Annotated in this window: 17 protein-coding genes and 1 pseudogene; 3 read left to right on the forward strand and 15 right to left on the reverse strand. The window is 70.3% G+C overall.

The annotated features are described in order from the left end of the window. Positions 1-340 precede the first annotated feature (340 nt). The 10 genes from ASF94_RS03030 to ASF94_RS03075 all read right to left on the reverse strand — a co-directional run bounded on the left by ASF94_RS03030 (position 341) and on the right by ASF94_RS03075 (position 9889). Positions 341-1246 (reverse strand): transporter, encoded by a 906-nt coding sequence (locus tag ASF94_RS03030; RefSeq protein ID WP_056661414.1) that lies wholly within the window; start codon positions 1244-1246, stop codon positions 341-343. 95 nt (positions 1247-1341) lie between these two features. Then, entirely contained in the window at positions 1342-2949 is a 1608-nt protein-coding gene (locus tag ASF94_RS03035; RefSeq protein WP_056661417.1) for an NAD(P)/FAD-dependent oxidoreductase, read from the reverse strand. A gap of 5 nt (positions 2950-2954) precedes the next feature. Next, complete coding sequence (locus ASF94_RS03040; RefSeq protein ID WP_082492961.1) at positions 2955-3773, reverse strand: cyclase family protein; 819 nt, start codon at positions 3771-3773, stop codon at positions 2955-2957. Between the two features lie 106 nt (positions 3774-3879). After that, positions 3880-4482 carry a flavin reductase family protein gene (locus ASF94_RS03045; RefSeq protein ID WP_082492951.1) on the reverse strand — a complete coding sequence of 201 codons (603 nt, stop codon included), beginning with the start codon at positions 4480-4482 and terminating at the stop codon, positions 3880-3882. A 37-nt stretch (positions 4483-4519) separates the two neighbouring features. Continuing rightward, positions 4520-5767: a styrene monooxygenase/indole monooxygenase family protein gene (locus tag ASF94_RS03050; protein ID WP_056661420.1), complete on the reverse strand. Its 1248-nt coding sequence runs from the start codon at positions 5765-5767 to the stop codon at positions 4520-4522. 62 nt (positions 5768-5829) lie between these two features. Continuing rightward, positions 5830-6618: an SDR family oxidoreductase gene (locus tag ASF94_RS03055; protein ID WP_056661423.1), complete on the reverse strand. Its 789-nt coding sequence runs from the start codon at positions 6616-6618 to the stop codon at positions 5830-5832. A 371-nt stretch (positions 6619-6989) separates the two neighbouring features. Beyond that, positions 6990-7475, reverse strand: coding sequence for a glutathione peroxidase (locus ASF94_RS03060; RefSeq protein ID WP_056661426.1), 486 nt, complete (start codon positions 7473-7475; stop codon positions 6990-6992). 88 nt (positions 7476-7563) lie between these two features. Then, positions 7564-8388, reverse strand: coding sequence for an SPOR domain-containing protein (locus ASF94_RS03065; RefSeq protein WP_056661429.1), 825 nt, complete (start codon positions 8386-8388; stop codon positions 7564-7566). A gap of 32 nt (positions 8389-8420) precedes the next feature. Further along, the gene (locus ASF94_RS03070; RefSeq protein ID WP_056661432.1) at positions 8421-9305 is read right to left on the reverse strand and encodes a biotin--[acetyl-CoA-carboxylase] ligase; all 885 of its coding nucleotides are present in this window, start codon (positions 9303-9305) and stop codon (positions 8421-8423) included. Beyond that, positions 9302-9889, reverse strand: a complete 588-nt coding sequence (locus tag ASF94_RS03075) for an SET domain-containing protein (RefSeq protein WP_056661435.1) — start codon at positions 9887-9889, stop codon at positions 9302-9304. Before ASF94_RS03075 ends, ASF94_RS03070 begins: the two co-directional genes overlap by 4 nt. Positions 9890-9985: 96 nt before the next feature. On the opposite strand from ASF94_RS03075, the gene ASF94_RS03080 reads away from it, so the two are divergent. The 3 genes from ASF94_RS03080 (at position 9986) to ASF94_RS03090 (ending at position 14350) form a co-directional block, all read left to right on the forward strand. After that, complete coding sequence (locus ASF94_RS03080) at positions 9986-12931, forward strand: DNA topoisomerase III (protein ID WP_056661438.1); 2946 nt, start codon at positions 9986-9988, stop codon at positions 12929-12931. Beyond that, the gene (locus tag ASF94_RS03085) at positions 12928-13167 is read left to right on the forward strand and encodes a hypothetical protein (RefSeq protein ID WP_056661441.1); all 240 of its coding nucleotides are present in this window, start codon (positions 12928-12930) and stop codon (positions 13165-13167) included. The genes ASF94_RS03080 and ASF94_RS03085 overlap by 4 nt, the downstream gene beginning before the upstream one ends. Before the next feature lie 196 nt (positions 13168-13363). After that, entirely contained in the window at positions 13364-14350 is a 987-nt protein-coding gene (locus tag ASF94_RS03090) for a glycerophosphodiester phosphodiesterase family protein (RefSeq protein ID WP_162244625.1), read from the forward strand. A 50-nt stretch (positions 14351-14400) separates the two neighbouring features. On the opposite strand, the gene ASF94_RS03095 is transcribed toward ASF94_RS03090, so the two are convergent. The 5 genes and pseudogenes from ASF94_RS03095 to sbcD form a co-directional block, all read right to left on the reverse strand. After that, on the reverse strand, positions 14401-15597 hold the full coding sequence (locus ASF94_RS03095; protein ID WP_056661447.1) for a Fic family protein: 1197 nt from the start codon (positions 15595-15597) through the stop codon (positions 14401-14403). Positions 15598-15794: 197 nt separating this feature from the next. Further along, positions 15795-16340, reverse strand: a pseudogene (locus ASF94_RS21520) (transposase); the annotation flags it as partial. 111 nt (positions 16341-16451) lie between these two features. Further along, positions 16452-17822: a type II toxin-antitoxin system HipA family toxin YjjJ gene (gene yjjJ / locus ASF94_RS03105; protein WP_056661452.1), complete on the reverse strand. Its 1371-nt coding sequence runs from the start codon at positions 17820-17822 to the stop codon at positions 16452-16454. A gap of 351 nt (positions 17823-18173) precedes the next feature. Then, entirely contained in the window at positions 18174-21731 is a 3558-nt protein-coding gene (locus ASF94_RS03110) for an AAA family ATPase (protein WP_056661455.1), read from the reverse strand. After that, positions 21728-22966, reverse strand: a complete 1239-nt coding sequence (sbcD, locus tag ASF94_RS03115) for an exonuclease subunit SbcD (RefSeq protein ID WP_056661458.1) — start codon at positions 22964-22966, stop codon at positions 21728-21730. Before sbcD ends, ASF94_RS03110 begins: the two co-directional genes overlap by 4 nt. Between the last annotated feature and the right edge of the window lie 193 nt (positions 22967-23159).

Here is a 23159-nt window from a genome sequence, read left to right on the forward strand (position 1 = left end):
GGCTCGATCTCGGCGAACTTCGGCTCGATCTCGGCGAACTTCTCTCTGCTTATGTCGCTTGGGTAGGGCTTTCTTTTCACCAAGCAATTGTCGACTCTGAAAAGATCGTAAACAGGCTCTGAGAGCGGCCTGCAAGCCCCTCGCTGCGCCGGCCCCTGCCGGCAACGCAGTGCCTCACCAGCACCGCGCTGCCCGGTGACCTGAGACGCACCCCCAGGCCGCCACGGCCCAGGTGGCGCGCACAAGGCCCGGATCGATCCGGCCGGTGGCGCCAGCGCTCAGTTCCCCCGATATCTCGCGCCGGCCGCCCATGTCGCCCGCTGACGTCCGCACCGCGGCGTCAGAACGGAATCGTCGCCTTCACCAGAAGGCCGCCACCTTCGGCCCGGTTGCGCACGTTGAAATCTTTCTGCCACTTCACCGTGACCAGGAAACCCTTGTCGTTGGCGTAGCGGATCGCAGGGCCGAAGCCGATGGCGCGCGCCTTGCCCTGTGCGCTGCCGGGGCCGCTGTCATCGGTGACCTGGCGGAACACGTGCCCGCCCACGCCCACCACCCAGCCGTTGCCCAGGCCCCAGCCGGCTGCGTAGTCGGCATGCAGCGCCTGGCCGGAACGGGTGTCGGTGTCGCCATTGCGGCGGTTGATGTCGTACATGAGCTTCAGGTCGGCGTTGAAGCCCGAGGGCTGCATGTAGGTGACGGCGTAGACCGGCTGGAAGGCCCAGTAGTTGCGCCCCAGGCTGGAGGGATCGTTGGCGCGGTACTTGCCGGTGGGCGCGACGATGTCCAGCCCGACCACCTGGTGCAGCTGCGGCGACAGGTGGTAGCCCAGCGCCGCGCCGACCGTGATGTCGCCCAGGCCCGAGCTTTTGAACGTGGCGCCGCCCGCGCGGAACTTCACGTCCAGCAGCGGCACCACGGTGTGGAAGGCCAGCTGGCCGCCCGCGATCGTCTGCGGCGTGACCCACACGACGCGCGGTGCCAGCAGGTTCACGTCCACCTTGAAGTCCGGCACCAGCGAATGGCCATCGTTGCCGCGCAGCGTGTCGTAGCGGTAGCCGCCGCCGTACGCCATCATATGCACGCCGGGGGGCGGCAGTGCGCCGACGAAGTAGTTCTCCAGGCCGTCGGGGTAGACGCCCAGGCCGCCGTTTTCCGTGGCATGCGCCGCGCCCGTGGCAGCCAGGCCGGCGGCCACGCCCATCAGGCCTGCCAGGCCCCTCTTCTTGAATGCGGTCTTGCGCATGGTGTCGTCCTTCGTCGTCGGTGGGTGGTTGAAAAGATCGGTACGGTGGGAGAAAGAAAGAAAGAGAGAAAGAGGCCGCAGGGCGCGCAGCGCCATCAGCCGGGCGCCAGCCGCTGCGCGATCTGGTAGCCCGAGCCCGCGCCCAGGCCCGGCCCGGGGTGGGTGCTGGCGCCGATGTGGAACACGTTGGCGAGCGGCGTGCGGTGGCCGCGCGCGCCGTCCGCGCCCGCGAAGGGCCGCAGCCGGAAGAACTGGTCGGGCGAACACAGGCCGCCGTATGGGTCGCCGCCCACCAGGTTGCAGTTGAGGCGCTCCAGGTCGGCCGGCGAATACGCACGGCGCCCGACGATGCGCTCGGCCAGCCCGGGCATCACCTGCTCCAGCCGGGCCTGCACGCGGTCGGCGAAGGCTTCGCGCACGGCCTCGTTCCAGCGCCCGTCGGCGGGCACCGCGATCTCGCCCGCCGCATCGCCGCGCAGGTGGGAGGGCAACTCCTGCATCTGGATCCACAGGATCCAGCCGCCTTCGGGCGCGCGCGACGGGTCCGCCGCGGTCGGCTGCCCGATGCCGAGCGTGGGCCGGGCGGGCAGCAGGCCGTTGTTGGCCTCGGTGACGGACGTGCAGACCTGCTCCATGCCCTCCGTCAGGTGCACCAGCGGTACCTTGAGCAGCTCCGGCTCCTTCCACGCGGGCGGCGCATTCAGGGCGAAATGGATCTGCATGTCGCCGCGCCCATGCTGGAAGGCTTCGGCGCGCTCGCGCACCACGGGCGGCGCGTCGGGCAGCAGCCGGCCGTAGAGCTGCCCGGGCGCGACGCTGCAGACCACCGATTCGCTCGCAGCATGGCTGCGCCCGTCGGCCAGCCGCACGCCGGTGGCGCGGCGCTTGCGACCCTGGCCCTGCGTGTCGATGCGGTCCACCTGGGCGTTGCAGACCAGGTCTCCGCCGTGCTGGCGGATCACGGCGGCCAGCGCCTCCACCAGCCGGCTGCCGCCGCCCTGCACCACCGGCATGCCGCCGCTGACCACGGCCGCGAAGGTGAGTTTGCCGATCAGCGCCGAGGTGGCGTCGTCCGGCCCCAGGCCCGAATGCAGCGTCCATGGCGCCATCAGGGCGCGCGCCATGTCGGAGCGCAGCGTGCGGTGCGACCAGCGCCGGAAGTTCTCCATCGCGCCGCCCGCATAGGCCAGCAAGCCGTCGGTGCCGCGCTGGCGCCATTCGGACCACAGCAGCTTCATGAGCGGCCAGCCGTACGGATCGCCGCCCAGCAGGCCGAAGGTGAGCGCGGCATCGCGGCCGAACAGATCGGCGGCCATGGCCTGGATCGCCGTGCCGTCGCCCGGCGCCACGGCGTCGATGCGGCGCGCGGCGTCGTCCAGGTCCTGGCGCAGGGCGATGCCCCGGCCGTCCGGCGCGACCCAGCCGGTCGTGTAATCGGGCGTGAGAAACCGCAGCCCGGCTCGCTCCAGCGCGGGCTTCAGTTCGGCATAGCCCGGGCTGCCGGTGAAGAGCGGATACCACGAGGCCATGACCTCGTGCCGGTAGCCGGGAAACAGTTCTTCGGTGCGGATGCAGCCGCCGAAGCGGTCGTTGCGCTCCAGCACCAGCACGCGCTTGCCGCGCACGGCCAGCAGCGCCGCTCCCACCAGGGAGTTGATGCCGCTGCCGACGAAGATCACCTGGGGGACTGCGGCGCTGTCCATGGCCGTCACTCCACCAGCGCCAGCACGCGCAGCGGGCTGCCCGAGCCGCCTTCGATTTTCAAAGGCGCCGAGACGATCAGCGCGCCCTGCGGCAGCAGCTGGTCCAGGTTCTTCAGGCACTGCAGGCCGTAGCGGTTGGCACCGTGCATCAGCGTGTGGCACGGATACGGCACGGGCCAGGTGTACGACTGGCCCGCGTCGGTGTTGATGGTCTCCACGCCGAAGCCGTGCACCTGCCGCTGGTGGATCAGCCATTCCACCGCCTCCTGCGTGGGGCCGGGGGTGTGGGCGCCGTCGTCCTTCAGGTTGAGGAACGCGCCCGCGTCGTGGGCCTTGAGCGACCAGTCGGTGCGCAGCAGCACCCAGGCGCCGGCCGGGATGCGGCCATGGCGCGCCTCCCAGGCTTCGAGGAAGGGCACGGTGAGCAGCCAGTCGGCATCGGCCGCCACCTCGGCGCTGGCATCGACCACCACGGCCGGGGCGACGAAGTTCTCCGGCGCGATGGTGTCCACGCTGTTCTGGGGGTGCTCGCGCCCGGTGATCCAGTGGGCCGGCGCGTCGAAGTGCGTGCCGGTGTGCTCGCCGCAGGAAAAGTTGTTCCAGTACCAGCCCGGGCCGTTCTCGTCGTAGTGCGAGATGCGCTCGATCGTGAACGGCTTGACCTGCCCGAACTGCGGCGGCAGCTGCAGCGTCGGGAACGAGGGCGAAAGCGTCTGCGTCAGATCGACGACGCGGACGTGGCCGCCGGCCAGTTGCGCGGCCAGCGCAGCCAGGATGGACGATGGGGCGGAGGGGGCGGCAGAGGAGGAAGCGGGGGTGCTCATGGCAGGCTCCATCGAAAGGAAGGCGGGGGGCGCGGACCTGTGCTCCGGCCGGCAGCGTTCGCTCGGCCGGTGGGCGCAAAGGCAGGTCCGCAGTGCGGGCGGCGTGTCAGGCAGCGGCGGGCTGGGGCAGGTCCAGCGCCGTGAACCGGCCTGCGTGGAAGACCAGCGGCGTGCCCGGTGCGCTGTGCGTGCGGACCACGCGGCCGACCATCAGCAGGTGGTCGCCGGCATGGCGGCTGTGGTCGGCCTCGCTCGCGCACACCAGGGTGGTGACGGCGCCCTGCAGCACGGGCACGCCCTCGGGTGCGTCGACCACGTCCACGCCCGCGAACTTGTCGGGCACCGCAGGGCTGGCGAAGCGCTTGGCCAGTTCTTCGTGCTCGCGCGGCAGGATGTGGATGGCGAAGTGCGTGCAGTCGCGGAACGCCGCCAGGTTGGGCGAGTGGTTGACCAGGCTCCAGAGCACCAGCGGCGGGTCCAGCGAGAGCGAGGCGAAGGAGTTGATGGTCAGGCCCACGGAACGGCCGTCGGCCGTGCGCGTGGTCACGATGGCGACCCCGGTGGGGTAGCTGCCCAGCAGGTTGCGCAGGGTGCGCGGCTGCAGGTCCACGCAGCCCCAGGGGGCGTTGTCGCAGTCGCAGTCGGTGGCGTTGGCGGCGGGGCTGGCGGCTTGCACGGCCAGGGCTTCGGGGGCGAGGCAGGCGGACATGGCGGTCTCCTTGGGTGGTTGCATCAGGCGCGGTCGCTCAGGCCGCGACGGCCTCGGGCGCCTGGTGGCGGGCGATGAGCTGGTCGGCCTCGTCGGCGTCGGCCCACCAGGGGAAGTAGCTGGGCGGGTGGTTGAAGCCGTTGGCGATGGTGCGGGCCAGGGTGGGCATGGCGGCGGCCGTGCCCAGCAGCTTGAGGATGTGCGGCGGCGGGGGCGTGAGCAGCGAGTTGGTCCACTGCACCACCCACTGGGCGTAGTCCCAGAAGCGCTCGAAGGTCTGCTCCATCCAGGCGCGGGTGTAGGGCTGCCCGCCGTGCGCCACGATGGCGTCCAGGTACACCTTGGCGGCCTTGGTGGCGTTGTTGGAGCCCTGCCCGGTGATCGGGTCGTTGGTGGCCACGGCGTCGCCCAGGCCGAACACCAGCCGGCCCGAGGGCAGCGTGAGTACGGGCTTGCGCACGGTGGGTGCGAAGGCGCCGGCCAGGATGCCGTTGGCGTCGGTCAGCTCGGCACCACGGGCGCGCTCGCCTTCCCAGGGCAGGAAGGTGTCGAGGAAGCGCTTGCTGGTCGCCAGATGCTCTTCGGGCGTCTTCACCTCGCGCCAGCAGTCCAGCGGGCCGCCGGGCACGCCCTCGAACACCATGATGTCGCACGGCCCGCTGAGCGTGAGCGAGGGGAACACGAAGTATTCGCCCACGCCCGGAATCAGGTTGAACGACACGCGGGAGTAGTCCTTTGTGGGCTTCAGGCCATGCACGTAGGTCAGGGCCAGCGAACGCTGCGGCTTGTCGAATGGCGAGCGGGCAGCGTCGCGCTCGAAGAGGCGCACCACCTCGCCCTTGCCGGCCGCAAGGATCACCAGGTCGTGCGAGTCCGACAGCGCCTCCAGCTCGGCGATGCCGGCGTCCTGGATCAGCACCTTGCCGCCGCGCTTTTCCACGTTCTCCAGCCACACGGGCATCTTGAGGCGCTGGTCCACCGACTGCGCGGGCTGGTCCAGCCTCGCGCTCCAGTCGATCAGCTTGGCGCCGGCCTGCTCGGGGTTCGGCACGGCGAAGCCGATGCCTTCCACCGGGGGGCATTCGGCCTCCCAGTGGTTGATGCCCAGGTCGCGCTCCACCTGCAGCGCGGGGTCGAACATGCACTGGCTGGACATCACCTTGCCGGCGCGGATCTGGTCGGGCGTGCGGTTGGTCACCACGGTGACCTCGTAGCCCTTGTCCAGCAGACCGAAAGCCAGCGGCAGGCCAGCCTGGCCTCCGCCCACGATTGCAACTCGACGCATGGCAGTCTCCTTGGAAGAAACGAAAAAAAGAGGGGAAAGAAGGTGTCAGGGGAAAAACGCGCTCACGCCGCCAGTCGCGGGATGGCGGGACTGGCCTGCTCGGGGCCCATGGCGGAATAGCCGCCGTCCACCGCGTAGTCGGCGCCGGTCACGAACGAGGCGCGCTGCGAGAGCAGGAAGGCGACGACCTCGCCCACCTCTTCGGGGTTGCCCACGCGCCCCAGCAGGTGGTAGTCCGCCGCCACGCGGTCGGTCTTGGCGCGGTCGCCCTGCGTGAGCTCGTCCATCACCCGCGACCAGGTCCAGCCCGGCGACACGGAATTGACGCGGATGCCGTCCGCGGCGAAGTCCATGGCCATGTTGCGCGTGACCTGCACCAGCGCGGCCTTGGAGACGGGGTAGAGCCAGCGGCCGGTCTGCGCGACCTTGGAGGAAATGCTGGTGAAGTTGACGATGGCGCCGCCGCCGGCCGCCGCCAGATGCGGGCGCACCGCGCGGGCGGCCATCACGGCGCTGACCAGGTTCACGTCCAGCGCGCGCAGCCAGTCGGCGCGCTCGGAGGCGGCACCGTCGTCCAGGTAGGTGGCGGCCAGGTTCACCAGGCCGTCGATGCGGCCGAAGCGCGCGGCCACGTCGGCCACGCCGCTGGCCAGTTGCTCGTCGTCGGCGATGTCCACCGGCCAGAAGCGGATGTTGTCGGCGTCTTCGGCGGCGATGCGGGCGCCGCCCTCGGCGTCGATGTCGAAGAGGGCCACACGGGCGCCCTGGTCACGCAGCGTGCGGACCACGGCCGCGCCGATGAGCGTGGCGCCGCCGGTGACGATGGCGACCTTGCCTTGCAGATCTTTCATGGAGCTGTCTCCTTGCACATGGAACCGGCCGGTTGGGCGCCGCTCGGCGCTTCTTCCGGTGATTTCGCAGCCGTTCGCTGCTTGGGCTCCATGGTGCGGCGAAGACCCGCCGGCGCCTTATCCGGCACCCGCAACCGCTATCCAGCCTCTGCGGGTATCGCCCGCAGGCTTGATCCGGCTGCTTGCCCCTGCAAGGTTTCTCAGGGTTTACGTGGACACAACGCGGGCCTGCCTAGCCCGCCCGTGCGCCCCGCGCCTGCCGAAGCGCTTGCCGTGACGCATGCCCGGGCTTCGAGCGGCGCAGCCCGACCGGGGCTCGGCCAAGGCGGGTCCGAACCCGCTGAACCACCCCACGCCTCTGCCGCCCGCGTTCACGCGGCCAGCGCGGCCTCGATGTCCTTCGCCAGCGCCTCGGGCTTGTCGGTGGGCGCATACCGGCGGATGACCTCGCCGTCCCGGCCGATCAGGAACTTGGTGAAGTTCCACTTGATGGCCTTGGTGCCCAGGATGCCTGGCGCCTCTGCCGTGAGCCAGCGGTAGAGCGGCGTCGCCTCGGCGCCGTTCACGTCGATCTTGGCCATCATCGGGAAACTCACGCCGTAGTTCCGCTGGCAGAAGCCGGCGATCTCGTCGTTGCTGCCCGGGTCCTGCCGGCCGAACTGGTTGCAGGGAAAGCCCAGCACCACCAGCCCCCTGTCCGCGTACTGCTGGTGCAGCGCCTCCAGCCCCGCGAACTGGGGCGTGAAGCCGCAGGCGCTGGCGGTGTTGACGATGAGCAGTACCTTGCCTGCGTATTGGCTGAGCGGCACGGGCGCACCATCCACGGACTGGGCTTCGAAGTCGTAGACACAGGTCATCGCGGGTCTCCTGCAGTGGCGGGTCGGAACGCTGGATGCCGGGCCAGCGGAGGGGGGGTGAGGGACGAACGAAAGAAGAGAGTCGGACTCAGCAGGGGCGCAGCGGCTTGCCGCCCAGCGCCGGGCGCATCCGGTCGATGCGGCCGGCCATGCCCTCGGTCACGGCGGGCAGGCGCAGCACGTACTCGGTGGTGGAGCCGGTGCGTTCCTGCACGACCCGCGCGGTGCGCACGCCCTGGGTGCCAAGCGCCGCCAGCGCGCGTTCCGCGGCCTCTTCGGTGGCATACCGGCCCAGCGACAGGCCCGGCTCCAGCCCCGCGCCCGGGCGGTCGTAGGGGACGTTGCGCGCGCGCAGCTCCGACCGCTTCCGGGCCAGCGCCTCTTCGTCGGCGAAGCGGCCCATGTAGACCATCCAGCGGCTGGACACGGGTGTGCCTTCCAGGTTCCACGCGTCGGCTGGCAGGCCGGCAGCCGCCAGGGCGACGCGCAGCGTGTCGGCCTGGCGCTGGTCGAACGGGCCGGCTTGCAGGCAGGACGCGGTGGGCGTGGCCGCGCCCGCAGCCGCCGGGCCCAAAGCCGGCGCGCCGAGGCTGGGGTTGGCCACGGCCGCGGGCTGCCCGGGCGCCGGCAAGGCCGCAACGGGGGACTGAGCCTCGGTGCCCTGCGGCCGGTGGGCTGCCCCGCCGGCCCCGCCGCCCGCACCGGCCGCACTGCCCGGCGCCTGGGGGCCACCGCTGCCCGCGGTTGCGGCCGCCGGCTGGATGCGCAGCACCTCGGGGCGGATCTGCTGCTCGATGCGGTGCGGCTCGGCCGGATCGGCGGGCGCCAGCCCCCAGCTGCGCAGCCACCCGCCCGACCAGGCGTAGTAGCCGGCGTTGGCCAGCAGCAGGGCGATGAAGGCGATGCGCAGCATGGGCGGAGCGGCGAAGAAGAAAAAGGGCCGCGTCAGGCCGGCGGCAAAGCCCGGCCCGCCGGGCGCACGCTGATCTCGGCACTGGTCACCGACTGCATGCCGGCGGCGGTGAGCACCCGCAGCGCGCCGTCGTCGCCCACGCCGTGGGCCGTGCCGGCCTGCCCGTCGCTGAGGCGGACGGCGCGATCGCGCAGCACGTCGCGCGCGTCGAAGCGGGCCTGCACCGGCGCGAAGCCGAAGCCCTCGAACGACTGCAGCATGGCGACCAGCGGTGCGGCGATGCGGCCCAGCGCGGCGGGGGCGTCCAGGGATGCATCCACCTCGCCCAGGAAGGCCGGTGGGGTGTTCATGCCGTCGCCGGAGCGCGGCAGCAGGTTGATGCCGATGCCGATGACCACGTAGCGCGCCGCGCCCGTCAGCGCCGCCGGGCCAGCGGCACCCTGCGGCGCAACGAAGCTGGCGGTTTCGACCAGGATGCCGCCCAGCTTGCGGTCGCCGTCCAGCCACAGGTCGTTGGGCCATTTCAGGCCGATGCGCGGCGTAGGGCCGCCGGGCGCGGGCAGGCCGGGCTGCAGGCTCTCGGCCACGCTCACGCCCACCGCCAGCGACAGGCCCGACCAGTCGCGCGGCGCGAGTGGCAGGCCGAGGGAGAAGGTGAGGGACGGCAGCGCGCCGGGGCCTTCGGATGCCGCGTCGGTCGCCTGGCTCTGCCAGGGCCGCCCCAGCCGGCCGCGGCCGGCGGTCTGCGTTTCGGCGACCAGCAGCGTGGGCTCGGTGCGGCCCGCGCGGGCCCGGCGCATCAGCTCGGTGTTGGTGGAATCGATCTCCGGCAGGATCTCGACGGTGAAGCCGGGCAGCCGGGGCGCCACGGCCTCCCAGATGGCTTCGGCCTGCCAGCGCACGGGGGCGCGGGTCACCGGCGGGAGCCCCGGCGCCGGGACTGCGGCGCGGTGGTTTCGGTGGCCGGCGCGGTGGCTGCGGCCTGGGGCCGCTGCGGCAACCCGGGCGGCGCCCAGCCGCGCTTGGGGGCCAGCAGCGTGCCGCGGCACGTGGCGGCGCCGCACCAGCAGGGGTATTCGGCCTTGAGCTTCGGGGTATAGCGCTCTTCCACGATCAGGCCGTAGTCGTAGCTCAGCTCTTCGCCTGCGGCGATGTTGCGCAGCGCAGTGATGAAGATGCGGCCGCCCCGCTCGTCGGCGAAGCAGTTGGGCGCGCAGCTGTGGTTGATCCAGCGCGAGGAGTTGCCGCCGTAGTTGGCGTCGATCACGCGGTCTTCGTCGACGTGGAAGTAGAAGGTATGGTTGGGCTGCGCCGGGTCGTGCGGGTGCCGGTCCTGCGCTTCCTGCCAGCTGATGACCTCGCCCACGTATTCGACCAGCACCTCGCCCTCTGCGATGTCCTGCACGGCGAACACGCCCTTGCCATGCACGCCCGAGCGCCGGGTCTGGATGCGCCGGCCCGAGGCGACGGGGGCGGCGACGGGTGGGGCGATGCGGGGCATGGCAAAACTCTGTTAATTTGAATAGGCACACATGCGTGCGCGTGCGCGCATGAAGAAGCGGATTGTAGAAGCGCCTGAAATGGCGAGACCCACAAAATGACCAAGACACTGGTAATTGCAGAAAAACCCTCGGTGGCGCAGGACATCGTGCGTGCGCTCACGCCCATCGCCGGCAAGTTCGACAAGCACGAAGACCATTTCGAGAACGACCGCTACCTGGTCAGCAGCGCCGTGGGCCACCTGGTGGAGATCCAGGCGCCCGAGGAGTTCGACGTCAAGCGCGGCAAGTGGAGCTTCGCCCACCTGCCGGTGATCCCGCCGCACTTCGACTTGAAGCCCGTGGACAAGACCAAGAGCCGCCTGAACGCGGTGGTCAAGCTGGCCAAGCGCAAGGACGTGACCGAACTGGTGAACGCCTGCGACGCGGGCCGCGAGGGCGAGCTGATCTTCCGGCTGATCGAGCAGTACGCCGGCGGCGCCAAGGGCGGTCTGGGCAAGCCGGTCAAGCGCCTCTGGCTGCAGTCGATGACGCCGCAGGCCATCCGCGACGGGTTCGAGAACCTGCGCAGCGACCAGCAGATGCAGGGCCTGGCCAACGCCGCGCGCAGCCGCTCCGAGGCCGACTGGCTGGTGGGCATCAACGGCACGCGGGCGATGACGGCGTTCAATTCGCAAGGCGGCGGCTTCTTCCTGACGACCGTGGGCCGGGTGCAGACGCCCACGCTGTCGCTGGTGGTGGAGCGCGAGGAAAAGATCCGCAAGTTCATCAGCCGCGACTACTGGGAGATCCACGCCGGCTTCCATGCCGAGGCGGGCGAATACCTGGGCAAGTGGTTCGACCCGAAGTGGAAGAAGAACAGCGAAGACCCCGAGGCGCGCGCCGACCGGCTCTGGAACATCCACGACGCCCAGGCCATCGCCGAGGCCGTGCGCGGCAAGGCGGCCACCGTCACCGAGGAAAGCAAGCCCACCAGCCAGGCATCGCCCCTGCTGTTCGACCTGACCAGCCTGCAGCGCGAAGCCAACGGCAAGTTCGGCTTCTCGGCCAAGACCACGCTGGCGCTGGCGCAGAGCCTCTATGAACGCCACAAGGCGCTGACCTACCCGCGTACCGACTCGCGCGCGCTGCCGGAAGACTACCTGCCGGTCGCGAGGGACACCTTCGGCATGCTGGCCACCAGCGGCATGCGCCACCTGGCGCCCTTTGCGCAGCAGGCGCTGGACGGCAGCTACGTGCGCCCATCCAAGCGCATCTTCGACAACGCCAAGGTCAGCGATCACTTCGCCATCATCCCGACCACGCAGGCGCCCAGCGGCCTGTCGGAAGCCGAACAGAAGCTGTATGACCTGGTGGTGCGCCGCTTCATGGCGGTGTTCTTCCCCAGCGCCGAGCATCTGGTCACCACCCGCGTCAGCCAGGTGGTGGGCCACAGCTTCAAGACCGAGGGCAAGGTGCTGGTCAAGCCCGGCTGGCTGGCCATCTACGGCAAGGAAGCGGCCGGCGAGGTCGAGGACGGCAAGGCCGGCGACAAGGGCCAGCCGCTGGTGGCCGTGCAGCCCGGCGAGATGGTGCGCACCGAATTCGCCGAAGCCAAGGGCCTGAAGACCAAGCCGCCCGCACGCTATTCCGAAGCCACGCTGCTGGGCGCCATGGAAAGCGCCGGCAAGCAGATCGACGATGAGGAGCTGCGCTCGGCCATGCAGGAAAAGGGCCTGGGCACGCCAGCCACGCGCGCGGCCATCATCGAAGGCCTGCTGACCGAAAAATACATGCTGCGCGAAGGCCGCGAGCTGATCCCCACCGCCAAGGCCTTCCAGCTGATGACGCTGCTGCGTGGCCTGGAGGTCGACGAGCTCTGCCGCGCCGACCTGACCGGCGAATGGGAATACAAGCTGTCGCAGATGGAAAAGGGCCAGCTCAGCCGCGAGGCCTTCATGCAGCAGATCGCCGGCATGACCGAGCGCATGGTGAAGAAGGCCAAGGAATACGACCGCGACACCATTCCCGGCGACTACGCCACCCTCTCGGCCCCCTGCCCCAACTGCGGCGGCGTGGTGAAGGAGAACTACCGCCGCTACGCCTGCGTCGGCAAATCGGGCGACGGCAGCGATGCCTGCGGCTTCTCGTTCGGCAAGTCGCCTGCGGGTCGCACGTTCGAGACCGCCGAGGCCGACCAGCTGCTGCGCGACCGCCGCATCGGCCCGCTGGAGGGCTTCCGTTCCAAGGCGGGCTGGCCGTTCACGGCGGAAGTCGCCATCGTGCGGGACGAAGAGGCCGGCAATTTCAAGCTCGAATTCGACTTCGGCGACGACCGCGCTGCCGAGGAATCGGGCGAGCTGGTGGACTTCGGCGAGCAGGTCAGCCTGGGCCACTGCCCCATCTGCGGCGCGCCGGTGTTCGAGCACGGCGCCAACTACGTCTGCAGCAAGTCGGTGCCCACGGCCGCGCAGCCGACGCCCAGCTGCACTTTCAAGAGCGGCAAGGTCATCCTGCAGCAGCCGGTGGAGCGCTCGCAGATGAGCAAGCTGCTGGACACCGGCAAGACCGACCTGCTGGACAAGTTCGTCAGCATGCGCACCCGCCGCGCCTTCAAGGCGCACCTGGCCTGGGACGCGGAGGCGGGCAAGGTGAACTTCGAGTTCGCGCCCAGCAAGTTCCCGCCGCGCCCGGGCGCTGCTGCAAAAACCGCAGCAGCCAAGGCAGGAAAGACAAGTGCCGCCGCCAAGAAGACGGCCAAGCCTGCCGCCGCCAAGAAGGCCCCCGCCACCAAGACCGCCGCGGCCAAGGCTCCCCGCAAGGCGGCGGCCGGCAAGGCGCCCAGCGCGGCGCTGGCCGCCGTGATCGGCGCGGAGCCGGTCGCCCGGCCCGAGGCCGTCAAGAAGATGTGGGAATACATCAAGGCCCACAATCTGCAGGACCCCAAGGACAAGCGCACCATCGTCGCCGACGACAAGCTGCGCGCCGTGTTCGGCAAGGAGTCGGCCGGCATGTTCGAGCTGGCGGGCATCCTGGGCAAACACCTGCAAGGAGATGGCGAATGACGGTCGTGACCTCTTCGGCGCAGGCGCCACGGCGCCCACGCTTTGCCTTCTCCGTGGCAGGCGGTAGGGTGGCCCTTCTGGCCTGTGCCCTCGCCATGCTCGGCGGCTGCGGCACTTTGGCGCCGCGCCCTGCCAGTGATCCGGCCACGGGCACGGGCGCCCAGTCGGGCGCGAGCGGGGTCACGGTCTTCGGGACGATCGACATGGGCGCGGGAGCGGTGCGGTCGTCGCGCTGACCGCCCACCGTCGCGCCACCCGTACGTGAGCCGGCTGCGCCGGACTCGCGGCCGCGGCGGTGGCGGGCCCGGCGCTGGCATCGCCGCCCGCACTGCGGAAAGTCTCCATCTCGCGCCGCTGCGTCGCCCAAGTGTCATGTCCGCGCCACGACCCACTTCTAGAGTCGTCCGTCTTTCTACAGGAATGACGATGCTCATGAAAACCACCCTGATGGCCGCTGCGCTGTGCCTCTCCACCCTGGGCCTGGCCGCATGCGGCGGCAGCGACAACGCCGACGATGACGCGCGGCCCCAGGTGATCGCCCACCGCGGCGCCAGCGGCTACCTGCCCGAGCACACGCTGGGCGGCTATGAGCTGGCCATTCGCATGGGCGCGGACTTCATCGAGCCGGACCTGCAGATCACCCGGGACGGCGCGCTCATCGCCATGCACGACGACACGCTGAACCGCACCACCAACGTCGCTTCGCTGTTCGCACAGCGCAACGGCGGCTACAAGGTGGCGGATTTCACGCTCGCCGAAGTCAAGACGCTTACCGTGGTGCCCACCGGCACCGGCAAGACCAGCTACCCCGGCTTCACCCCCAGCGCGCCCAACCCCTACGGCGTGCCCACCTTCCAGGAGGTGGTGAGCTTCGCTCGCCAGCAGACCGGCACGGCCGGCCGTACGGTGGGCCTGTACCCCGAGGCCAAGCAGGCCGACCCGGCCATGGAAGACGGCATTCTGAAAACGCTGGGCGACAACGGCTTCGACGCCCGCAGCAAGCTCTTCATCCAGTCGTTCAGCGACGCCACGCTGCGCAGCCTGCGCGCCAAGCAGGTCGCCCAGAACAACAAGATGCCGCTGATCCTGCTGGGCGTGGCCGTGACGGCACCGGACGGCTCCCCGCGCGTGGGCATCGTTTCGGGCAGCACCGTGCGCACCCTGACGCTGGCCGAGGTGGCCGGATTCACCGAGGGCATCGGCCTTCTCATCAACAACACCACCTATCCGATCAGCAAGGGCTACATCGACCAGGCCCACGCCGCCGGCCTGAAGGTGCACGGCTGGACCTTCGCCCAGGCCGATGCGGCGAAGGCCGCGACCGAGTTCCGCAGCTATCTGGAGATGGGCATGGACGGCATGTTCGCCAACTACCCCGATCTGGCGGTGACGGCGCGGGATGCGTTTGTGAAGCGGTGAGCGGGCGGGCGCCCACAGGCGGCCGGCGCTTTCCGTTTGGCCTTCTCAGGTCATCGTGAATTGGCCGGGTCCGCCTCCGCCTCAGGCCACAGCTGCGGAAACATGAACCGCAGTGCGTGCTGCGGCAGGCCAAAGCGCACCCTCCCCTGCGGCGAGTCGGACTTGAGCAGGCCGCGTTTGACCAATGCACCTAGTACATCAGTTGCGCTGCGCTCACTCATGCCGAGCATGGCTTTGAATTCGCCGCGCGGCATTTCTTCGCCGCTCAGGAACAGGTAGTGCAAACCGCGCAGGGCTTCCTGACGGACGCCTTGTTTGAGCACATTGGCTTCGTACGCCAAGCAGGCCTCGATCCGGTTTTTGATGGCGCCGAAGTCCAGCAGGCCAGCCATGAAGCGGACCTGATCCAGGCAGATGTCCAGCACGTAGTGGGCCCACGCGATCAAGGCCTGCTCACTCAGATTGCCACGCCCGTCCAGGTCACCCCGGCGCGGGCTGTCGGCATCTGCCAGCAGCGCGTAGTAACGCTCGGTACTGCGGGCGAAGCCGCGCAGAGGCGACCAGAGTCCGCCGGTGTAGCCCATCGCCGTCAGCCAGGTGTGGGTGTGCAGCCGCATGACGCGGCCATTGCCATCCACGAAAGGGTGCACCCAGCCCAGTCGCTGGTGCGCGCAGGCCAGGGCCACCAAAGCCGCCTCGCCCCGGCGCACGCCGCCATAGAACGCCGCCCAGCGTTGCAGAAACAATGGCACAGAGGCATGCGTCGGAGCCACATGCTGGCCGACGCGCACTTCGCGCTCGCGGAGCGCACCGGCGACGATGGGCTCGCGCTCGGACGTGAGCAGATCGGTGGCGGGCAGGCGGGAAAACAAAGCATCGTGAATGTCCTGCACCGCCTCTGGCGTGTACAGCCGGGCAGCGCCCTCGGTTCCGGCGTAACGCTGCTCCAGCACCTGTTCAGCCTCGATATGCGCAATGGCCAGACGCTGCTTGGCAGCCAGCACGGAATCTTTGGAGAAGTCTTGCTGAAGGGCCTGCTCGATTTCGTGCGGTCGCGTGTGCTGCCCCTCGATGCGGTTGGTGTAGTACGAATTCATGCTGCGCAGCAGGCTGCGCAATTCCGGGGGCACACGCACGCCTGCCAGACCGGTGGCCAGCCGCGATAAGTCATGCGCCTTGGCAAGCAGGTCCTCCATCCGGACGTCGCTCGGAAGGAGTGGCTCGAACTGGTGAATGTCGGCATACATCCTGCTATTTTGCCAAGATTCAATAGCCTATAACCAATTGAAATAAAAAGACTTTTCCTAAAATTTTGAAATTAAGTGCCAAGTTAATTGCCAAATTAGTTGCCAAGTGGAACGCCGAGCGGACTGCGATATGAAACGACGGCCCGATGGGTCAGACCACCAGCCGCGAATGCCCCACGCCCCCGCCCTTGACCACCCGCACCCGCGCCGATGTGCGCCTTCGTCCCGAAGTCCCACTCGTTGCCTTTCTTGCTTTGGTGCATTTCCGGGGCGCGTGCCTTGCACTCGCTCTTGGTGAAGGTGGGCGCTGCGATGAGTGGGATCCACCACGGTGCCAGCCTTCAGCTGCAACCCCTTGGCTTGCAAGAGCGCATCGAACGTTGCCAGGATCTCATCGGCCAGCTGATGGCGCTCCAGCAGGTGTCGGAAGCGCAGGATGCTCGACTCGCCGGGGATCTGATCGTTTCAGTGGGACGGATCCGCGATGTCCCGGAAGACCGGCACATCGTGCAGCGCTTCTTCTATCGCCGGGACGCTGCGCTTGAACCATGGCTGCATGAAGTGGATGCTCGGCAGCGTGTGTACGGCAAAGGGCTGCTGGCCCTGCGCCCGCTCTCGGGGGCGTAGGGTTTTATCAGCGCCACCAGTTCAGCCCAGGGAACGACCAGTTCCATGGTGTCCAGGAATTCGCGCTTGCGGGTGCGCTTGACGGGGTTGCTCAGGCCCAGGCTGCTTTGCTTCATGGCTGTACTGTCTCGGCTTGCCTGTGCAACACACCGCAACACGTCTCAAACGCGGGTGCTGCCATCCATTTCGCTGCGTTTTGATGGCTGCTTGCGCTTACGGTATCAAGGCTAGCGGCTGATATGGCTCCCATTTTCCGCGGCTATTTGCCGAAAGCCGTCGGATATGCGCGCATCGGCGCTGGCGGCGGCCCAGAAGCTGCGGGCCAGGGCCAGCGCCTGCGGCCACTCGGGCAGGGTGGCTGCGGTGGGTTGCAGGGGGCGGGCGGCAAAGTCGCGCGGCACCAGCTCGCCGCCCACGGGGGCGTAGAGCATGGGCAGCATGTCGTAGGCGGGGGCCAGGGCCCAGTCGTCACCGTCCAGCAGCAATGAGATGTTGCCGTAGTGCCGATCGGTGTTGGCGATCAGCTCGCCATACGCCTCCAGCAGGCGCAGGGTGCATGCGTCGGCAGGGCGCAGCAGCCCACGCTCTTGCATGCGGTTGGCGGTAGCGGCCCAGTTGTCCATGGCGCCCACGTACTCGGCGTCGTACACCTTGAGCGACACCATGCCGATGCGTCCCAGGCCCTGCGGGTTGGCGGCGTTGATGGGGGTGCGGTCGAACCGCTCCACCTCCAGGAACACGCGGCCTGCGCCGGTACTGATGCGGCTGGGGGCGGCGGCAATGCCGGCACGGGCCAGGGTGTGCAGGGCCAAGTGTTCGCAGACCAGCAGGTCGCGGGTACGCTGGTCGGTGGGCGCATGGCCCGCAGGTGAAAACTTGACCAGCACATGGCGGGCGGCCTGGCCCGATCCATCACCCTCTGCGCTGCCCTCCACGATGGTGCAGAACTTGGGCTGCTCGCCCCCGGCGGACGAGCCGCCGATGCTGCCTTGCATGGCGGCGTCGGCCAGGGCCGGATAGTCGGCAGGCGACGCCGCTCGGCGGGCTCGCTGCGGCAGGGTGTGAAAACGCGCAAACGCGGCCTCGCCCACCACCAGGTTGCCGGGCAGGTCGTCGCCGCACAGGGCCAGGGCGCGCAGCACGTCGTCGTCGCTCCAGAAGCGGGGGTCGTTGGCCAGTTGCAGCTCGGGGTGGGTGGTGGCAAAGGTGCGGCCCATGAAACCCTGGGGGCGCATATCGTCCAGAAACCAGGGCAGGCCGTCGAAGCGCTTGGAGAGGCCGTCTTCTTCGTCCACCCACACGGCGCCGCCGGAGAGCGGCACCATGCGCGCAAACGGACTGGGCCGGCCCTGCGCGTCGATGCGCATCACCGGCACGCTGCGGCCCACGTCGCGCACGGTGCGGGGCAGCACATAGCGCTGTTTGCGGGCGGCCCCCACCTTTTGCACTGTGCCCGACTGAATGAGCGGGGCCAGCGCGCGCGACACGGTGGGCTGGCTCACCCGCAGCTGGTCTTGCAGCTCGGCGCTGCTCAATGCCCCGCCCTGGCGGCGCAGGGCCTGCACGATGCTGGCAGAGAGATCTGGAGAGGGCGGCATGAATGATTATATGAATAGATTAATTTTCACAAAAATCGATGCCGATCAATGACTTATCGTCACTCCTGAATAGATACAGAGCGCTGCTGCGGTGGCTGAGGCTGAGGCGGTGCAGGAACTACCGCCCGAGACCGAGGGATGACACCGCCCCCGGGAGCGCCCGCCCTGGGGCCTGCATGAGGCCCAACGACCGCCTGACTGCGGCCGGTGCGGGGAGGTTGCAGAGGCTTGCCGGTACGTTGCGCTCTGTCCGGGCAGTTATGCCGAAAACGCAGCCATCGCCACCGCTGACGATGGAGCATGGCGGCTGAATCGCACCTCAGGCTGCCTGCCCCGTCGCTGATGACAGCCCTACACCACCAACCGCGAGTGCCCCACGCCCCCGCCCTTGACCACGCGTACCTGCGCGGGAATGCGTTCCTTGAGCGCCTCCACGTGGCTGATGATCCCGATCATCTTGCCGCTGGCGTTGAGGGAGTCCAGCGCCGTCAGCGCGACCTCCAGCGTGTCGCCGTCCAGCGAGCCGAAGCCTTCGTCGAGGAACAGCGAGTCGATGGAGGTCTTGTGGCTCACCAGGTCCGACAGGGCAAGCGCCAGGGCCAGGCTGACCAGGAAGCCTTCGCCGCCCGACAGGGTGCGGGTGTCGCGGCAGCTGTCGCCCTGCCAGGCGTCGACGATCTCCAGTTCCAGCTCGCCCGTGGGTTTGCGGCGCAGCAGGAAGCGGCCGTGCAGGCGCGCCAGGTGCCGGTTGGCCAGCTGCAGCAGGTGGTCCAGCGTGAGCCCTTGCGCGAACTTGCGGAACTTGTCGCCCTTGGCCGAGCCGATCAGGCCGTCGAGCCGCTGCCACAGGTCGGACTCGGCGGTCTGGCGGGCGATCTGCTCCAGCAGCGCCTGCTGGTTCGCGCGCAACTGGGCGTCGCGGGCCAGCAGGGCGCGGTGGGCGCCGATCTGCTCGTTCAGCGCCGTGCGCCGGCCTTCGAGCTGCGCCAGCTGGTCGGCCAATGCCTCCAGGGACGGCATGGTGGGCGCCCGGGCCTGCAGCTCGGCGTGCCGGGCCTGGGCGGCCTGCCAGAGGGCGTCGGCGCGTTGGTGAGCGGTCTGCAGGGCACCCGCCAGCGCGGCCAGTCGCTGGCGCTCCGCTGGCGGCAGCAACGCGGCTTCGAAGGCCGGCAGGTCGGCAAAGGGGCTGGCCTGCAACGCGGCCTGCCAGGCCTGGGCGGCCGACTGCAGCGCGGCGGCCTGCTCGGCGCGCACGGCCTCTGCCTGCGCCTGGCGGCCTTCCAGCGCGGCCAGGGTGCGCTGCAGGGCGTCGATGGCGTCGGCGCTGGCCTGCAGCTGCGCGGCGGCGTCCTGCGCCGGCAGGTCGTCGATGCCGTCGATGCCGTCGATGCCGTCGATGTCGCCGGGCACGGCCGATGCTGCATCGCCCTCCGCCGCTCCCGCTCCCGCTCCCGCTCCTGCTGACACTGCGGCACTGCGCTGCGCCCACTGCGCGGCCTGGGCGTGCGCGGTGTCGCAGCGGGCCTGCAGGCGGGTGATGCCCTGGTCCAGCGCCTGCAATTCGGCTTGGGCGTGGCGCCAGCGCTGCCATTCGGCGTCGCGTGCCTGCAGCCAGGCGGTGGAGTCGGCCGGCTCGGCGGGGAGCGTGTAGCCGGCGTCCTCCACGTCAGCGCGCAGGTCGTGCCGCAGTGACTCCCACTCGCCCTGGGTGGTGGCGATCGCATCGCCCAGCGCGGCCAGCTGGCTCTGCGCGGCCTGGGCGGCCTGCTGCACCAGCGCCAGCTGGTGGGTGGCGCCCTGCAGCGCCTGGTCGCACCGGCTGGCGGCGGCTGCGGCCTGCTGGGTGCGGTGCTCGGCTGTCTCGGCTTGCTGCACCGCCTCGCCCCGCTGCGCCAGGGCCGTTTCGGCGGCCTGCTGGCCGGCGGCCAGCGCGGCTGCGTCCTGCCAGCTTTCGGCGGTCAGGGCGGCGAACGGCGGCGGCACGGCGGCGTCGCCGGCAGGCCGCAGGGCCGCGATGCCCTCCGCCCAGTGTTCCGCCCATTCGTGCGTGCGCTCGGCCGTGGCGGCTTGCTGCTCGCGCCGGTCGGCCAGCTGGGCCTGGCTGGCGGCCAGGGCCTGCGCTGCAGCCTGGCCCTGCTCGGCCAGCGCGTCCAGTTCGGCCTGCTTGCGCTGCAGCGCGGCTTCGGTGGCCGATACGTCGAGGGCCTGGTAGGCGTCGATGGCAGGATGCTCGGTGGCACCGCACAGCGGGCAGGCGTCGCCGGGCTGCAGGGCCTGGCGGTGCTGCTCCAGGCTCTGGATGCGGCGTTCCTGGTCCAGCAGCTTCTGCTTGTCGGCGACCTGCTCGCGGGCGGCGGCGTACTGCGCGCGCAGCGCCTGGCGCGCTGCCTCCTGCTGCGCCAGGGCGGCTTGCAGGCGCTGCACCTCGTCGCCCAGGGCTGCCTGCCGGGCCGCCAGTTCACGCCGCTGCCGGCCCAGGGGCACGATCTGCCGCCAGACGTTCACCTGGTGCTGCGCCTCGGCCAGTCGCTCGCGCAGCGCGGCCAGGGTGTCGCCGTTCAGGCGCCGGGCCAGCGCCGCCTGCGCGGCTTCCAGGGCCTGGGCGGCCGCGGCCTGGGCCTGCCGCTCGGTCTCGACCCGCGCCTGTTGCGCCACGGCCTGCTCGCCGTGCCGGGCGATGTCGGCCTGCAGCGTGTGCCCTGCCGTGCGCTGATCCGCCAGCCGGGCGTGCAGCGCCTGCAGTTGCGCGAACTGCTGCCGCCAGCCGCCCAGGCGCTCGCCCAGGTGGGCGTGTGGCGCATGGGCGCTGCAGTAGTCGGCATGGCGCTGCTGGGTGGCGCGGGCCTGCGCGAGTTCGGCGTCGGCCGCCTCGGCCACACGGCGGGCCAGCCGGGCGGCGCGCTGCTGGTGCCGGCGGTGCGATGCCGCTTCGTGCCGGTGCTGCTCCTGCAGCGTGGCGATCAGCGCATCGCTGCCCTGGCAGGCGGCTTGCGCCTGTTGCCAGGCGGCGTGCGGCGCGCGCAGGGCCTGGGCCGGCTCGCTGTCGGCCAGACGCTGCAGATCCGGGGCGGCGGCCTGCCAGGCTGCGGCGGCCTGTTGCAGTTGGCCCTGCGCCGCGTGCGCGGCCTGCGCGGCATCGGCCAGGTCGGCATGCCACTGGCGCTGGGCGGCGGCGCTGGCCCACGCGGCCTGCACCTGGGCCAGCTCGGCCGTCCACGCCTGCACCTCGGCCTGCATGGCGGCGCTGCGCTCGGCGGGCAGCAGTTCTACGCCGTCCGCGCGGGCACGCAGCTGGTCGAGCTGCTGGCGGGCGTCGCGGGCGCGCTCGAACACGCGGGCGGAGATCTCGCCGTAGATCTCGGTGCCGGTCAGCTCTTCCAGCAGTTCCGCCCGCTCGTTGGCGCTGGCATTCAGGAAGGCGGCGAACTGCCCCTGCGCCAGCAGCATCGAGCGGGTGAAGCGGCCGAAGTCCAGCCCGGTGATGGCCGCCACGCGGCGCAGCTTGTCGTGGCTCTGGCTGCTGAGGATGGTGCCCGCGCCGGTGGCGGGGTCGACCTGCGCCAGCTCCACCTTCGGGTCCTGCAGCGCGCCGTCCACCTTGTCGCGCGCGCGGCGCTGGCTCCAGAAGGCGCGGTAGGTGGCGCCCTTCACCTCGAATTCGACTTCGGCCAGGCAGTCGGCCGTGTGGCGCGTGATGATGTCGTTGGCCGACTTGGAGACGCTGGAGAGGCGCGGCGTCTGGTGGTAGAGCGCCAGGCAGATGGCGTCCAGCAGCGTGGACTTGCCCGCGCCCATGGGGCCGGTGATGGCGAAGAGGCTGTTGCCGGCGAAGGGCGGCTGGGTGAAGTCGATCGCCCAGTCGCCCTTGAGCGAATTGAGGTTCTTCAGGCGCAGTTTCAGGATCTTCATGCCGCGCCTTCGGCCAGGCTGCGTACGACCTCGCGGTAGCGCTCGTCCAGCGCGGCCTGCACGTCGGGCGGCAGGCTTTCCTGCGCCAGGCGGCGGGCGAACACGTCGGCCGGGGTCAATTCGTCCAGCGTCTCCAGCACATCGCGCGACAGCAGCACGGCTGCGCCGGCGCGCTGGCGGCGCACGCGCAGCACCTCCATCGGCAGGCCCTGGGTCAGCGCGCCGATGCGTGCGGGCAGGTCGCTCAGGTAGTCGTCCCCGGTCACGGTCACTTCCAGCCACACGGGCTGGGCGGGGCTGCCGGCGCCGGCTGCGGCCGTGATGAGCGGGCCCAGCGCCTGCAGGTCGCCGGTGACGGCCGCCATCGGCTGGAAACAGGGCACGGCCAGCGGCGTAACCGCCCTGAGGCCGGTGGCGTCCAGGTCCACCAGCAGCACCTGCTTGGCCTGCCGCGCCTCGTCGAAACCCAGTGGAATGGGCGAGCCGCTGTAGCGGATGTGCTCCAGCCCGCCCACCTTCTGCGGCTGGTGGATGTGCCCCAGCGCGAGGTAATCGACCGGCGGGAACGCGGCGGTCGGGAAGGCGTCCAGCGAGCCCACGTAGATCTCGCGCACCGATTCGCTGCTGCTGGCGCCGACCGTCGTCAGGTGGCCGGTGGCGATCAAGGGCACGGCATGGCCGCCTTCGCGCAGCAAGGCCGCCTGCCGGGCGACGCCGGCCGCGTGCACCGCCTGGTAGTGGCCCTGGATGGCGGCCTGCAGGGCCTGCTGCTTGTCTTGCGCGCTCTGCCCGGCCTGGCTCTGCAGCACGTCGCGCGGGCGCAGGAAGGGCACGGCGCACACCACGCAGCCAGGCACGCCCTGGCCGCCGCGCCGGGGCAGCACCACGACGTGATCGGCCGGGCTGCCGGCCCCATCGGCCACCACGGTGGCGCCCAGCAGGTGCAGCAGCGACCGGCTTTCGCCCAGCGTGGCGACGGAATCGTGGTTGCCGCCGATCAACAGCAGCGCCACGCCCGCGCGGTGGAGCTGGCCGACCAGGTCGGCATACAGCTCGCGGGCGTAGCTGGGCGGCGCGCCGGTGTCGAAGATGTCGCCCGCGATCAGCACCGCATCGACCGCCTGGTCATCGACTTCGGCCAGCATCCAGTCGATCAGGGCGCGGTGCTCCGCCTGCCGGCTCTTGCCCATGAAGTGCTGGCCCAGGTGCCAATCGGAGGTGTGGAGGATGCGCATGGGTGGGAGAGGTGGGAACGTGCGGCGGGGGGGTGAGGGTGGGCAGTGGGCGGTGGGGCTGCGCGAGGCGCCCGGACTCTTTTGCTTCACTATTGATAGCGCAATGTACCGATGGAACAAGCGCCACAGGCCATTCTGCTTCCATTCTAGGCGGCCGTGGCCCACCCGTCGGCGTGGGGTGAATGGCCGGTGC

The organism is Acidovorax sp. Leaf160 (assembly GCF_001424265.1).
Lineage (GTDB): Bacteria > Pseudomonadota > Gammaproteobacteria > Burkholderiales > Burkholderiaceae_C > Paracidovorax.